At 70.5% G+C, this 13,439-nt stretch carries 10 protein-coding genes; 6 read left to right on the forward strand and 4 right to left on the reverse strand.

Annotation, left to right across the window (positions count from 1 at the left end):
• Positions 1–255: 255 nt before the first annotated feature.
• Together J1M64_RS17650 and J1M64_RS17655 are read left to right on the forward strand one after the other, a co-directional pair.
• Positions 256–2,040, forward strand: coding sequence for an ABC transporter ATP-binding protein (locus J1M64_RS17650; protein ID WP_206474979.1), 1,785 nt, complete (start codon positions 256–258; stop codon positions 2,038–2,040).
• Positions 2,037–3,878, forward strand: coding sequence for an ABC transporter ATP-binding protein (locus tag J1M64_RS17655; protein ID WP_241261672.1), 1,842 nt, complete (start codon positions 2,037–2,039; stop codon positions 3,876–3,878). The genes J1M64_RS17650 and J1M64_RS17655 overlap by 4 nt, the downstream gene beginning before the upstream one ends.
• Before the next feature lie 95 nt (positions 3,879–3,973).
• Here the strand turns inward: J1M64_RS17655 and J1M64_RS17660 are convergent, their stop codons facing one another.
• Positions 3,974–4,675 (reverse strand): DUF4386 family protein, encoded by a 702-nt coding sequence (locus J1M64_RS17660; protein WP_206474980.1) that lies wholly within the window; start codon positions 4,673–4,675, stop codon positions 3,974–3,976.
• Positions 4,676–4,732: 57 nt separating this feature from the next.
• Here J1M64_RS17660 and J1M64_RS17665 point away from each other — a divergent pair, with 57 nt between their 5' ends.
• The 3 genes from J1M64_RS17665 to J1M64_RS17675 all read left to right on the forward strand — a co-directional run bounded on the left by J1M64_RS17665 (position 4,733) and on the right by J1M64_RS17675 (position 8,441).
• Positions 4,733–5,986 (forward strand): alpha/beta fold hydrolase, encoded by a 1,254-nt coding sequence (locus J1M64_RS17665; protein WP_206474981.1) that lies wholly within the window; start codon positions 4,733–4,735, stop codon positions 5,984–5,986.
• 34 nt (positions 5,987–6,020) lie between these two features.
• Positions 6,021–6,548 carry a hypothetical protein gene (locus tag J1M64_RS17670; protein WP_206474982.1) on the forward strand — a complete coding sequence of 176 codons (528 nt, stop codon included), beginning with the start codon at positions 6,021–6,023 and terminating at the stop codon, positions 6,546–6,548.
• A 288-nt stretch (positions 6,549–6,836) separates the two neighbouring features.
• On the forward strand, positions 6,837–8,441 hold the full coding sequence (locus J1M64_RS17675) for an ABC transporter substrate-binding protein (protein ID WP_206474983.1): 1,605 nt from the start codon (positions 6,837–6,839) through the stop codon (positions 8,439–8,441).
• 134 nt (positions 8,442–8,575) lie between these two features.
• Here the strand turns inward: J1M64_RS17675 and J1M64_RS17680 are convergent, their stop codons facing one another.
• The 3 genes from J1M64_RS17680 to J1M64_RS17690 form a co-directional block, all read right to left on the reverse strand.
• Positions 8,576–8,968 (reverse strand): hypothetical protein, encoded by a 393-nt coding sequence (locus tag J1M64_RS17680; protein ID WP_206474984.1) that lies wholly within the window; start codon positions 8,966–8,968, stop codon positions 8,576–8,578.
• A gap of 9 nt (positions 8,969–8,977) precedes the next feature.
• Complete coding sequence (locus J1M64_RS17685; protein WP_206474985.1) at positions 8,978–9,226, reverse strand: hypothetical protein; 249 nt, start codon at positions 9,224–9,226, stop codon at positions 8,978–8,980.
• A 223-nt stretch (positions 9,227–9,449) separates the two neighbouring features.
• Positions 9,450–11,237 carry a DEAD/DEAH box helicase family protein gene (locus tag J1M64_RS17690; RefSeq protein ID WP_206474986.1) on the reverse strand — a complete coding sequence of 596 codons (1,788 nt, stop codon included), beginning with the start codon at positions 11,235–11,237 and terminating at the stop codon, positions 9,450–9,452.
• 877 nt (positions 11,238–12,114) lie between these two features.
• Here J1M64_RS17690 and eno point away from each other — a divergent pair.
• Entirely contained in the window at positions 12,115–13,392 is a 1,278-nt protein-coding gene (gene eno, locus J1M64_RS17695) for a phosphopyruvate hydratase (protein WP_206474987.1), read from the forward strand.
• Positions 13,393–13,439 lie beyond the last annotated feature (47 nt).

The raw sequence follows: 13,439 nt of genomic DNA on the forward strand, positions 1-13,439 counted from the left end.
TCGCCCCGCCGGTGTCGATCTGCCCTCCGGCCCGCCGTGACGCGCCTCGTATTCCGATTCACGCGCGGGCTCCCTGGGGCGCATCGATATCTGAGGGGCAGATCGTGGGCCGGGCAGATCGCGGGCCGGGCGGGCTGCCCGCGGCGGGCAATCCGACAGGTGAGGTGTGGGCGCCGCTGCGTGGGCGCCGCGAACTACGCTGCTGAGTCGGCCGAGTTTGCAGGCGAGATCACCAACGGCGGGAGTCCCACACCCATGTCAGCACCGACGTCGACGCGCCGGCAGTCCGCGGGCGCCCCGACCCCGGCGGATGCGCCGACCACCGCCAACGGGCTCCTGCTCCGCGCGGTCCGGCGCCGCCGGCACCTGGTGGTCCCCGGCCTGGTGCTCATGACTCTGTGGCAGCTGTGTGAGGCGCTGGTGCCCATCGCGATCGGCGTGATCGTCGACGTCGCGATCATCCCGCTCGACCGGTGGGCCCTGCTGTGGTCGGTCGTCGGACTCGTAGCGCTGTTCACCGTGCTCAGCCTCGGCTACCGGTTCGGCGCGCGGATGAGCAATCGGGCCCTGCAGGAGGAGGCGCACGACCTGCGGGTCGAGGTGACGCGGGTGCCGCTGAGCCGGCGGCGCGCGATGGACGGTGCGAGCTCCGGTGACGTGCTCTCGGTGTGCTCGGCCGACGCCGACGTGGCCGCGCTCGTCTTCCGGCAGATCGCGCTGGGCGGGTCGGCTGTGATCAGCATCGTGGGGATCTCGGTCTACCTGTTGTGGACCGACTGGCTGGTCGGGCTCATCGTGCTCATCGGCGTCCCGCTCAGCCTGGTGTTGGTCGCCCTGCCCAGCCGCGCCATCTCCCGGCACAGCACCGCCCAGCAGGCCGCGATCGGGCGGGCCAGCAGCCGCGCGACCGACATCATGGCGGGCCTGCGCGTGCTCAAGGCCGGCGGCGGGGAGCGCTGGGCCGCAGAGCAGTACCGCACGGCGTCCGAGGAGGCGGCCGCGGCGGGGATCGTCACCGCCGAGCGGACGGGGCGGGTCCAGGGGATCGGCTCGCTCGGCATGGCCGTGGTCCTGGCGCTGGTGCTGCTGGCCGCCGGCTACCGCGTCCTGGCGGGGGAGATGGAGATCGGCACGCTCGTCTCCGTGGTGGGCGTGGCCGTTTTCTTCGAGGAGCCGGTGCGGATGATCACCCAGATGGTGTCGATCTCCGCCCGGTCCCACGGCGCGGCGCAGCGGCTGGTCGACCTGCTGGGGTCGGCGCCGGTCGACGACTCGGGCGACGAGGTCCCTGCGGGGACGCGGTTGGAGGTGCGGGGGCTGGCGCTGCCCGACGGTCGCTCCCTCGACCTGGAGGTGGCCGAGGGGGAGGTCGTCACGCTCGTGGCCGATCAGCCCGCCGCCGCGAACGCTGTCACCCTGGCGATCGCCGGGCACGGCGACGGGGCCGACGCCGTCCTGGTGGGCGGGCACCGACGCAGTCACCTGGCACCCGCGATCGCCGAGCATCTCGTCGCCGCGCCGCACCGCGTGGACCTGTTCGTCGGCACCATCCGTTCCAACATCGCGATGCGGCACGACGGCCCGGGGGACGACGACGAGCTCGGTGAGCCCGGCGCCGGTGGCGAGGCCGCCACCCCGATTACCCGTGAGGTCCTGCGCGCCTCGGCCGTCGCGGAGATCATCGAGCACCTGCCCGACGGGCTCGACCACGCGGTGCAGGAAGGCGGCCGGAACCTCTCCGGCGGTCAGCGCCAGCGGATCGCGCTCGCCCGCGCCCTCCACGCCGACCCGGACGTGCTGGTGCTCCACGAACCGACCAGTGCTGTCGACGCCGTCACCGAGTGGGAGATCGCCCAGGCCGTCCGCCGACTGCGGACGAGTCGGCCGCGGCAGGCCACGCTGATCGTCACGTCGTCGCCGCCGTTCCTCGCGACCGCCGATCGGGTGGTCCACCTGCCCCGCAGCGGCGAGGCGCGCTCGGGCACCCACCTCGAGCTGCGCGAGGCGTCGGCCTCCTACCGGACGGCGGTCGACCGATGAGCACAACCGAGACGGGGACGACCCGCGGGATGACGACCACCGCCGCCGCCACCGCCGCGGACGGCCCGGACGGCTCGGGCGCGGCGGGGTCCTCCGGCGCGTTGCCGCTGGCGACGGGCCGCGAGTCCCTGGCTGTCCTGTGGCCGCTGCTCCGGCAGCGGCGCGGATACCTGGCGCTGGTGTGCCTGGCCGGGCTGATCGGATCCGTGGCGGGACTCGTCGCGCCATGGGTGATCGGCCGGCTCGTCGACGACCTGCCCGGCAGCGAGGACTACACCGCCGTGTGGATCGGCGCGGGCGCGATCGCCGTGGCCGGCGTCGTGGGCGCCGGCTGCACCTGGGCCGGCCAGGCGTGGCTCGCCCGGCTCACCGAACCGACCGTCGCCCGTCTGCGCGAGATGGTGATGGACCGCTCCCTGCGCCTGGGCGCGGCGCAGATGGAGACGACCGAGACCGGCGACCTCGTCTCGCGCGTCGCCGAGGACGCCCGCGAGATCAGCCAGGCCGCGACCGCCGTGATCCCGCTGGTCGTGCAGTCGGCGTTCACGGTGATCGTCTCCGGGGTCGGGCTCGCGACGGTCGACTGGCGGCTCGGGCTGGTGGGGCTGCTCGCGCTGCCGATGTACTGGACGACCCTGCGCTGGTACCTGCCCCGGTCCGGCCCCATCTATGCTGCCGAGCGCGCCGCCTTCGGCACCCGGGCCAGCCGTCTCCTCGGCGGGATCTCCGGATCCCGGACCCTGCACGCCTACGACGCCCAGGACTCCGAGCTGGAGCGGATCACCGCCGCCTCCGCCCGCGCCCGGGACCTGTCCATCCAGGTGTTCCACTTCGTCACCCGCGCCTTCAGCCGCAACAACCGCGCCGAGGTCACCGTCCTCGGGCTGCTGCTGGTCGTGGGGTTCTTCCTCGTGGACTCCGGCGCCATCACCGCCGGTGCCGTGACCACGGCGGCGTTGCTGTTCCATCGCCTGTTCAACCCGATCGGTGCGCTGGTCGGCATGGTCGATCAAGTCCAGTCCGCCGGGGCCTCGCTGGTGCGGATGGTCGGAGTCATCACCATGCCCGTGCCCGAGCGCACCGCCACGCTGCACTCCGCCGCCGCCGGGCCCGGCCCGCTCGAGCTCACCGGCGTCACCCACACCTATGGAGAGGGTGCCCCGGCGCTCATCGATGTGGACCTCACGGTCGCGCCGGGCGAGGTGGTCGCGGTGGTCGGATCCACGGGCGCCGGCAAGAGCACGCTGGCGTTGGTCGCCGCCGGCTCGGTGGTTCCGACGCGGGGGAGTGCGCGACTGGGTGGGGTCCCGCTGACCGACGTCGACCCGGTGGAGCTGCGGCAGCACGTCACGATGGTCTCGCAAGAAGTGCACACCTTCGCGACCACCGTGGTCGAGAACGTCCGCGCGCCCCGGCCCGAGGCCGGCCTCGCCGAGGTGCGCGCCGCGCTGGAGATCGTCGGTGCCGATTGGGTCGACGACCTGCCCGACGGCGTCGACACCCTCATCGGTGAGGGCGGACACGTGCTCGACCCGATGCAGAGCCAAATGATCGCCCTGGCCCGCGTCGAGCTGGCCGACCCGGACGTGGTGATCCTCGACGAGGCCACGGCCGAGGCCGGGTCCGCCGGGGCCCGCCGTCTCGACGCGGCCGCCGCCGCGGTGCTCCGCGACCGGGCCGGACTTGTGGTCGCGCACCGGCTGAGCCAGGCTGCCACCGCCGACCGCATCCTGGTGATGGACCACGGCCGGATCGTCGAATCCGGCACGCACGACGAGCTGCTCCGGGCGGATGGGCGCTATGCCGAGCTCAGCCGGGCGTGGTTCGGGGGCGCGTGACGTAGGCGTGCGTCGGTGGCGTCAGCGACAACGACGACAACGACCACAACAACAGCGACGACGACGAGGGCGATCGTTCGAACCGGTCGGCGTCCTCAGAGCCCGCGGCACAACGCGAGGAGCCGCCGGGCGGAGAGGACGGCGAAGACCGACCACGGAATGAGCGAGGCGAGGGCGAACGCGAGCCCGATCGTCCCGACGTTCGACGGCACCGCCATGAGGACTGCGGCCGCGAGACCCCACACCGCGGTGGCGCGACTGAACACGGTGCTGCGGTAGATGAGGATGCCGAAGATGAGCAGGGCGGCGAAGTTGAGGACGTAGTAGACGTCGAAGGCGGTGCCCGTCCACGTGGCGAGCATGCCCTCCCCGGTCGCCAGCAGCGCAGCCCCCTCAGCGGGACCGGCTTCCGCGTAGGCGCGGGCCAGGTGGAGCATCTCGATCGGGCGGGGAGAGGACATGTAGGCCGCCATCCCGATCCCGCCCAGCCCCAGCGCGATCACGACCGCGGACCGGCTTACCCGCCAGAGCACGACCGCCAGTGCGGCGTAGAGCAGCAGGGTCAGCAGATTGCTCACCGGGTAGAGCAGGTCCAGCATGAGCAACCCCGCGACGGGATTGTCGGCGAGCACGAGGAAGAAGCCCTCGACGGTGTCCGGGGGAGGCCAGAGGAGGTAGACGATGATCTGCACCGTGATGAGCCCCACGCTGGCCAACGCCGCCCACGCACCGGTCCGGACGAGACCACGCCAGCTCCGGACGTCCGCGCGGACTGCGGCATCGTCGATCGGCGTCATCGCGGACATCCACTCTGTCGGACTCGTATTGTGTGAAGTGTAGGCGGAGGAGTCATCGTGACCAGTCGCACGCGGGAACCGAAAGGCCGGGCCCACGCGTGGGTCACCGCGGCCGCTGTGGTCGTCGCCGTCGTCGTCTTCCTCCCCGTCCTCCTGTTGCCCCTCACCACCTCGGTCCCGATCTGGGCGTGGCTTCCTCTACTCGTGCTCGCCGTGACCGCGCTGGTCTGGCTCGTCGTCGGGCGCCGACGGCGATGGGTCAGGCCGGCCGCGGTGGGAGTGGTGACGCTCGCCGCGATCGGGGCGGTCGTCGCTTCGCAGACGCTGGCCGTGACCCCGCCGATCACCGGGCCGGAAGGCGAGCGGGTGCCCGGCAGCATCGCGTCGATGGAGCAGGTGGACCTGGGCGGCAGCGAGCAGTGGATCACCATTCGCGGCCATGACGAGTCCAATCCGGTCCTGCTCAACCTCGGGATGGGTGGGCCGGGTGGCGGCGGGTTCTTCAACTCGAGCGAGTTCCGTCCGCTGGAGGAGCACTTCACGGTGGTGAACTGGGATGAGCCGGGCACCGGCAAGTCCTACGGCGCCGTGCCGTTCGACGAACTCGACCGGGAGCGGTTCGTGAACGACGCCACCGCCCTCACCAACCACCTCCGCGAGCGGTTCGGGCAGGACAAGATCTACGTCTACGGGGTGTCGTGGTCGAGCATCATCGGCATCTGGCTGGTGCAGGAGCATCCCGAGCTCTTCCACGCGTTCATCAGCAGCGGGCAGATGGTCAACACAGGCGAGAACGACCGGATGGGTTACGAGCTGGCGTTGGCGCACCTGGAGGAACAGGGGGAGACCGGGCGAGCGGAGAAGCTCCGCGAGAACGGGCCGCCGCCGTACCGCGGCGACGCTGTGGTGTGGCCGTACGTGGACTTCCTCGACGTGCTCAACGAGATCATGGGGGTTCCCCGCTACACGCTGGTCGTGCCGCTGCTCGGGTTCCTCGTGCCCGAGTACGGCTACGTCGACACGGTCAACCACACCCGCGGTCTGATCGATTCGTTCAACGCCGTCTATCCGCAGCTGGAAAACCTGGACTTCGTCGAACAGGCCCCGGTGCTCGAGGTGCCGGTGTTCTTCTTCGTCGGCCGCCATGACGTCAACGCGATGCCGAGCCTGGTGGAGGAGTACGTCGACGTGCTCGAGGCGCCGGAGAAGGAACTGATCTGGCTCGAGGGTGCGCACGGGCTCGGCAGCGCGGAAAACAAGGACGTGTTCGTCGACGTGATGCTCGAGCGGGTGCGGCCGCTGTCGCGGTGAGACCTGCAACGAATCGAGAGAAAGGAGCGCCTCGGTGAGAACCAGACGCCCATGGGCCACGTATTCACTCACCGCTGGGGTCGCGTTCTGGACCGTCATGGCGTTCGGGGGCAGCGTCGGCCTGGCGTCCTCGCCCGACGGGTCCGCGATGACGTTCGACACCGCGTGGCTGCGGGGCACGCCCTTCAGTGACTACCTGCTGCCCGGGCTGCTCCTCGGGCTCCTCGGGGTGGCCGGGGCGATGCTCACCGCGCTGCTGGTCCGCGGCCTGCGCGCACGCGGGCGGCTGGTCCGTGGCCTGCGCGCACGCGGGCGGCGTGGCAAGAATCGCGGCGGCGCCTCTGCGTGGCAGTGGTACTTCGCGGTGGCCGTGACGCTCGCACATCTGGGGTGGATGGCGGGCGAGATCGCTCTCATGTGGACTCCGGTCGCGGGGCTGGCGGTGGAGCAGAAGACGTTCTTCTACGGGTTCTGGTGGGGCTTCGGGTTGCTGAGCGTGGCGAACCTGGTTCTGGCGTTCGCGCCGACGACGCGGCGGGTTCTGGGCGGGCCTGCTGGGTGAGGCCCTCCCGGTGGCGGTGAGGGGGTACGCGTCGTACCGGCGACGATGACGACGACGACGAGGTCTACCGCCAGACCGGGCGCGCAGACAACGATTGGGCCGCTCGGGCGTCGCATGATTCGACTCGCCTTTGCAGTGGGCAGTTCTTCGTCGGGAGAGCCTGCCCAGGCGCCCAACGGGTTCGACCGTTCCCGCCCGCGTGTGTCCGGCATCACCTAGATTCCTGAGAAAGTGACAGGTGTCACTTTGTTCGAGTTCGAGCTCGACCCCCGCCCCTCAGGAGAACCGATGAGACGCATTCCCACCGCTGCCGCAGCACTGACCATCACCGCCCTCGCACTATCCGCGTGCGGCACGAGTGAGGGTGACCCGGCAGCGTCCGGGGAGCAGGACACGGTGTCCATGCCCGCTGACGACGCCCGGTGCACCGAGGACAAGGCCGGGGGCACCATCACGATGGGCACCTACGTGATGCTGCCGTCGTTCTCACCCGGCCAGGGCCAAGTCGGCGTGCGCGGCGGGGCGGAATCCGCGGCCGTCTACGACCGGCTCATGCGCTGGAACCCCCAAGCTGAGTCCTTCGAACCCAAGCTCGCCGAGTCGCTGGAGAGCTCGGACGACTTCACCGTGTGGACGCTGACCCTGCGCGACGGCGTGACGTTCTCCAACGGTGACCCGCTCACCGCACAGGACGTGGCCTTCACGATGGACCTGCACAAGGATCCGGCCACGCGCTCGACCGCCATGACCGACGTTCAGCAGATCGAGCGGACCCGGGTGGTGGATCCGCTGACCATCGAGTTCACGCTCGCCGAGCCCTGGTCCACCTTCCCGGTCCTGCTAGCCGGTTCCGCGGGCGAGGTGATCCCCGAGAAGGCGTACGAGGCGGCGGGCCCGGAGACGTGGGCGCGCGAACCGGTGGGTGCCGGCGCGTTCACGGTGGCCAGCTACGTCCCTGATCAGGAGATGGTGCTCGAGCCGAACCCGACCTACTACGGCGGGCCGGTGTGCCCGACCCTAGAGTTCACGCAGATTCCCGGATCGCAGGCCACCTTCGAGGCCTTCCAGAACGGGGAGGTACAGGTGGGTTTCCTGCGCGGGTCCAAGTTCGCTGACCTGGCGCGCGAGGCCGACGCCCAGGGGTACGAGGAGATCACCAGTGCCGGCCGGCTGGTCTACATGAACAACGGTGCCGGGGGGTACGACGGGATCCTCACCGATCCGCGCGCCCGCCTGGCGGTGACGCACGCCCTGGACCGTGAGCTGCTGCTCGGTCGTCTTGGCGACGATCCAGCTCAGGCCACGTCCGCGTTGCTCGCTGATTCGTCTCGCTTCTATGACGGTCAGGAGGGCCCGGCGCTAGATGTCGACCGCGCCACGGAGCTGGTTGCCGAGCTGAAGCAGGAGACGGATTGGGACGGTTCGCTCACTTTGCTCGTGCTCGACGTGCCGGAGAACCGCGAGGCGGGGATCGCCATCAAGGCGATGCTCGACGCGGTCGGTTTCGACGTCACCATCGAGGTCGCGCCCTCCTCCGCCGCGAGTGCCCGTCAGTTCACGGGCGATTATGAGGTAGCCATCGGCGGTCTGGCGACCTCGGATGCCGACCCGGCGTCGACGCTCGCGAGTTCCCTGATGCCGGGCGGGGCGCTCAACGTCTCGGGCGTCGACGACCCAGCGTTCGCCGACGCCATCTCCGCCTTGAAGGCCGCCCCGGATGTCGAATCCCAGAAGCAGGCCTACACGGATCTGCAGGAGGTCCACAACGAGGTGGCGCCCTACGCGGTCTTCGGCAACGGCGTCGAGATGGTGACGATCGACGAGTCGGTGAAGGGCGTCAGCCCGACGATCTCCTCGACGATGCTCTTCGATGGTGCGTTCATCGAGGAGTAGTCGGAGGGGCTGCAGTCGAGGTCGCTCTAGTGGCCCTCGGTGTCGTGGGCCGCAGCAGGCTGGGTGGCACACAGACGCCGGGGGCCTGGCCTCGCTCGGACTCGGGCGACATTCGTGCTGGGAGAACAGCGCCGTTACTCGCTGGTCTCCAGCATCCGCCGCACGCCACCGCGTGCGACCATCAGCACCACGATGAGGGTGGTCACCGCGAGGAAGCCGCCCAACTTGACGGCATCGCCGAACGCGAGCGCCACCAGCTCGAGGACCAGGAACTTGCTGCCGGGCAACACCAGCACCAGTGCGGCCACGTTCACCGCTCGAACCGGAAGCGTCCTGTCCGAGCGGATGCGGCCCACGATGCGCTTCTTGACCTGCAGCACGATTTCGAGGACGCCCTTGAGCAGGACCGCAGTGAGGAGCGCCAGCAGGAATGTCTCGGACAGGACCGCGGGGAAGAGCTGGATGAACACGCCCAGCACGATGAGGTACGCCAGGACATCCACCAGGTCGACGGGGCGTATCCGCACCCTGGGAGTCTATCGGCCGCGCCGTCGGGTGGTCTTGAGGTTCCGGGACTCAGGGACCTCGCTGGGTTCACGGCGCGGTGCGCGGCGCCTCCCGACCGCCAGGCCCACACCCGCCCACGTCACGCCGAACGCGAGGGCAAACACCACGGCGGGGCCCGTGATGCCGCCGTCGAGGACCGCTCTGAAGGTCAGTGCGGCCACCGCTCCCGCCCCAACTCCCGCTACCGGCCACAGGGTCTTGAGTGATGATCCACGCATGCTGGGACGGTCCCACACGGGTGAGGACCTCGACGCCACGCGGGGTGCCGTCCGGTTCCCGGGCCCCCTCTCCCGCACCCTGCGGAGCCTCCTCCTGCGCGGAATCGTTCCGCGCAGCCTGCCGGTGAGGCGGGACGCGGGGCGGGGAAGGCGGCCAGCTCACCCGGGGCGGGAGGCGCCGGTGACGACGACGAGGGCCTTCGCTGGTACCGGTCTGCCCTGGCTAGCCGAGCTCGTCCGCCACTCGGACGGCGGGGATCCAGTCGATCCCGAACACCCGGGCAACCTCCGCAAAGGTCGAGGCGTCCGCATCGGTGCTGGTCGCCGACGCGATGAGACGGGACAGCATCACCGTCCCGGCCCGCTCCTCGATCGTGCCCGCCGCCGCCAGGAGCGACCACGCGCACACCTGATGGTTCCGGTGTGCGCGGCCCATCGTCTGCTCGGCCAGGAGCCCCGAGTAGCGGGCCTGATGGAAGAAGCCCCTCCGCGGGGTGCCGGTCGCGAACGAGCCGTCGGCGAACTGCTCGCGCGCCTGCAGGTTGATGGCGGTCGGGGTGTTGAACACCACCACCGGCGCCTCGCCTCGCTGGAACCGCATCCGTTCGGACTCGGCCTGCGGGTTCGAGCCGTAGATCCGTGCGACCGGGATCCCGTCGGCCTCTAGCATCTCGGCCACCGGGTGCGCGGCCGTGGACACCATCTCGGTGGCGATCAGCACCTGGTAGCCGCGCTCGAGTTCGGCCTTGGCCGCCGCGACCGTGTGCTCGACCCGGATCATCGATGCCTTCTGGCGCAGCCGCACCAACGCAGCCAGCCCGCGGGCGACGTTGTTGCCCGTCCGGGCCAGCTGCATCTCCCGCTGGAAGTCGCCCCACTCCAACTCGTAGGCACGCCACTGGTCCGGGGTCAGCTCCACCAGGTCCACGTCGAACGGCGGAGGCCCCCACGGCGCCGACCGGGTGAGCATCAGCGGCGGATCGTGCCGCAGCAGCATGTCGCGCACGTCGCCGATGGCGGCCTGCTGGGTCCGCAGCGACTCCTTGGCCTCCGCGGTCCACGTCCACTTGCCGTACGAGGTCTCCAACGGCACACCCCGCTCGGCCAGGGCCCGCCCGAAATCCGCCCACCGGGCAGGTGGATCGCCGTGCACCTGCGCGTACAGCGACGACAGGTAGCCCCACTCGCCCGGATGGTGGCCCGGGGTGGCGGTGATGGTCAGCACGAACGGGGCCTTCTCGTGCGGGCCGTCCATGCGGGTCAGTCGCCGCATGTAGCTGGTGCGCTTGCTGGCGTGCCGGAACTGGTGGGCCTCGTCGATCACCGCGACGTCGACCTTGAGCCGCGGACGCCCGTTCCGCGCCATGAGTTTGCCCAGGCTGTCGGAGGACATGATGATCCACCGCAGGCCGTCATCACCCAGTGCGGCGATGGTGCGCCGCCACGACGGGATGGTGATGCGCGCCGGCCGGTCCACCGTCACCAGGACCGTGTGTGCGCCGCGCAGCTTCGCGATGGCTTTCGCCGCGGCCACCGCCACCAGGGTCTTGCCCGTGCCCACATCGTTCGCCAGGTGGACCTGCCGAAACTGCTGCTCGGCGGCGGCGACGATCGCGTCCACATCCGCGAGTTGCTCCGGGCGCAGCGACATCGGCGCGGCGGTCGCGCCCGGGCCCTCGCTGCCGTTGAGTTCGTCCTCGAGCCACCGCAGGTAGGAGTACGGCTTGCTGGCGTAGGCCTCAAGTGCGCTCGGCAGGGCGGTGTCGACGTAGGCGTGCGCGGTGAGCGATTTGTAGTAGGTCACCCCGGCCGGTGTCCCGCCGTCCAGTCCTCCCCACGGGAGCTCCAGCAGCCACACCCGCTGGCCGGGAGGGATCGACGGAACCGCCGGCGCCGCGTTGGGCTTCTTGGCTGGCTTCGTCCGGGTGGAGGTGGGCTTGCTCCTGGTCGTGGCCTTGCGCGAGCTCGTCTTGCGCTTGGTGGTTGCCTTGCGCGCGGACCGGGCCGCCATCAGATGCCGTCCCGGTTGCGGGCGGTGATGAGGGCGGGTGAGTCCACTGAGTCCTCCTGGGTGGTCCTGGCAGGGTCGGGCTCACTCTAGGGGCCGGGTACGTCACCGACGGCGTCCGATGGTGGGCATCCCGCCGGGCCGCCGGGCTGCCGGGGTGAGCGTGGGGAGCCGGCGTGAGGCCGCGCGTTCGGGACGAAGTCCACGACGATGACGAAGACGACGCGGGCCCGCCGCGGCCAGAGTTCTGGCTGCGGGTTGGTTCGTATTCACGCAGGACCTCGTCGGACGCGAAGAATTGGCATAGTTTCCCGACAGGGGTGATGAGTATGCAGAGCCTGAATAGTGAGGACGCAGTCAGGCTCGCGGCGCTACGTGCAGCGACCGATCTAGGGTGGGCAGACGTGGCAGAGGGGCGCTACGTGGACGTCGACAATGAGGACCTTCAAGACGCTATTGCGGACATCAGGGCACACGCTGTGGCCGATGGTCGGTCATCTGGGTGACGGCGACATTCCGCCTCACGGTGAGCGCGGGTGAAAAGTCTGTCTGGTCTGCCGTTTCGACCCGGGCATGCTCGTGGTGGGTGGGGTTCTCCACGACGCGATGGACGTGGGCCAGCACGTCGATCCTGCTCGTCTGTGGAGCTGAGCGAGGGGGGCTGGGGAGAGGTATACGCCCGGAATGGACCAGACCGGGTGCGTACCCGGGCCGGCGGCGTACATAGGGGACGCGCAACCCGGGCGGGGGCGGGGTGAGCGCCCCCGGCCCAGCCTCATCCCGCCCTCTGGACCGACGTGGAACAATGGCCAGCGGACTGCGCCCGCCTAGCGGCGCCGGCCACGCACACGAACCCACGAACTTCCCCCAAGGAGCACAGATGGCGCTTATCGAGCAGGTCGGAGCCCGGGAGATCCTCGATTCGCGAGGCAACCCCACCGTCGAGGTGGAGGTGCTTCTGGACGACGGCTCGTTCGGCCGCGCCGCCGTGCCGTCCGGTGCATCCACCGGCGCCCACGAGGCCGTGGAGCTGCGCGACGAGGACGACCGCTACATGGGCAAGGGCGTCACCAAGGCCGTCGAGGCCGTGCTGGACGTCCTCGCCCCCGCCGTCATCGGCATCCCCGCCGAGGACCAGCGCGTCGTGGACGAGGCCCTCCTCGACGCCGACGGCACCCCCAACAAGTCGACCGTCGGCGCCAACGCCGTCCTCGGCGTCTCGCTGGCCGTGGCCCGCGCCGCCGCCGAGTCCTCGGGCCTCGAGCTGTACCGCTTCATCGGCGGCGCCAACGCCCACGTGCTGCCCGTGCCGATGATGAACATCCTCAACGGCGGCGCCCACGCCGACTCGGGCGTCGACGTCCAGGAGTTCATGATCGCCCCCATCGGCGCGCCCACCTTCCGTGAGGCCCTGCGCATGGGCACCGAGGTGTACCACCACCTCAAGACCGTCATCAAGGACCGCGGCCTGTCGACCGGCCTGGGCGACGAGGGCGGGTTCGCCCCCTCGGTTGAGTCCACCACCGCCGCGCTCGACCTCATCGCCGAGGCCATCGAGAAGGCCGGCTACTCGCTCGGCACCGACGTCGCCCTCGCGCTCGACGTCGCCGCGACCGAGTTCTACAAGGACGGCAAGTACCACTTCGAGGGCAAGCAGCTCTCCGCCGCCGAGATGGCCGACGTCTACGCCGAGCTCGTCAACAAGTACGCGCTGGTCTCCATCGAGGACCCGCTCGACGAGGACGACTGGGACGGCTGGAAGACGCTGACCGACATGATCGGCGACAAGGTCCAGCTGGTCGGCGACGACCTCTTCGTCACCAACCCGCAGCGCCTGGCCGAGGGCATCGAGAAGGGCCTGGCCAACGCCCTGCTGGTCAAGGTCAACCAGATCGGCACGCTCACCGAGACGCTGGACGCCGTGGACCTGGCCCACCGCAACCGCTACGCCTCGATGATGTCGCACCGCTCGGGCGAGACCGAGGACACGACCATCGCCGACCTCGCCGTGGCCTGCAACTGTGGCCAGATCAAGACCGGCGCCCCGGCCCGCTCGGAGCGCGTGGCCAAGTACAACCAGCTGCTGCGCATCGAGGAGATGCTCGGCGACGCCGCCCGGTACGCCGGCGCCGAGGCGTTCCCGCGCTTCAACGCCTGACGGCACCAACACCCCCCGTCGGCAGGTCACCGCTGACGGGCACGTAG

Origin of the sequence: Dietzia sp. KRD202 (assembly GCF_017168155.1) — a bacterium.
GTDB classification, from domain to species: Bacteria; Actinomycetota; Actinomycetes; order Mycobacteriales; family Mycobacteriaceae; genus Dietzia; species Dietzia kunjamensis.

Excerpts from the sequence above, each read along its gene's own strand:
- J1M64_RS17690 (WP_206474986.1), bottom strand. The coding sequence starts at position 11,237 with ATGGCGGCCCGGTCCGCGCGCAAGGCAACCACCAAGCGCAAGACGAGC.
- J1M64_RS17650 (WP_206474979.1), top strand. The coding sequence starts at position 256 with ATGTCAGCACCGACGTCGACGCGCCGGCAGTCCGCGGGCGCCCCGACC.
- J1M64_RS17655 (WP_241261672.1), top strand. The coding sequence starts at position 2,037 with ATGAGCACAACCGAGACGGGGACGACCCGCGGGATGACGACCACCGCC.
- J1M64_RS17660 (WP_206474980.1), bottom strand. The coding sequence starts at position 4,675 with ATGACGCCGATCGACGATGCCGCAGTCCGCGCGGACGTCCGGAGCTGG.
- eno (WP_206474987.1), top strand. The coding sequence starts at position 12,115 with ATGGCGCTTATCGAGCAGGTCGGAGCCCGGGAGATCCTCGATTCGCGA.
- J1M64_RS17675 (WP_206474983.1), top strand. The coding sequence starts at position 6,837 with ATGAGACGCATTCCCACCGCTGCCGCAGCACTGACCATCACCGCCCTC.
- J1M64_RS17685 (WP_206474985.1), bottom strand. The coding sequence starts at position 9,226 with ATGCGTGGATCATCACTCAAGACCCTGTGGCCGGTAGCGGGAGTTGGG.